The organism is Candidatus Kosakonia sp. 282A-S69, from assembly GCF_029433855.1.
GTDB lineage: Bacteria > Pseudomonadota > Gammaproteobacteria > Enterobacterales > Enterobacteriaceae > Kosakonia > Kosakonia cowanii_A.
This window is the reverse complement of record NZ_JAROAU010000005.1, coordinates 4,874-5,119: the sequence shown is the minus strand read 5'-3', so window position 1 is coordinate 5,119 and position 246 is coordinate 4,874. Positions and strand designations below refer to the sequence as shown.

Annotated in this window: 1 protein-coding gene; it reads right to left on the bottom strand. The window is 72.4% G+C overall.

Translation table 11 applies throughout. The features are described from left to right. A partial coding sequence (locus PU683_RS20805; RefSeq protein WP_277174689.1) for an SUMF1/EgtB/PvdO family nonheme iron enzyme occupies nt 1–234 on the bottom strand: 234 nt, incomplete at its 3' end. Nucleotides 235–246: the final 12 nt, after the last annotated feature.

Genomic DNA, 246 nt, shown 5'->3' with positions numbered 1-246 from the left:
CCGACGGTCCGGGCCGAAGAAGTTCCGGTACAGGCCGGTGACCATCCGGCCTCGCGTGGCCCAGGCGCCGCCGCGCAGCACCTTGCGCGTGCCGAAAGACGGCGCCGAATACTCCCGGTATGCGTCCGGCGCGAAGCCGGGGTAGGGGAGGAACGCACTCTCCGTCCATTCCCAGACGTTGCCGATCATCTGCCGGCACCCCCAGGGGCTGTCCCCCGCCGGGTGGGCGGCCACGTCGACCGTGCC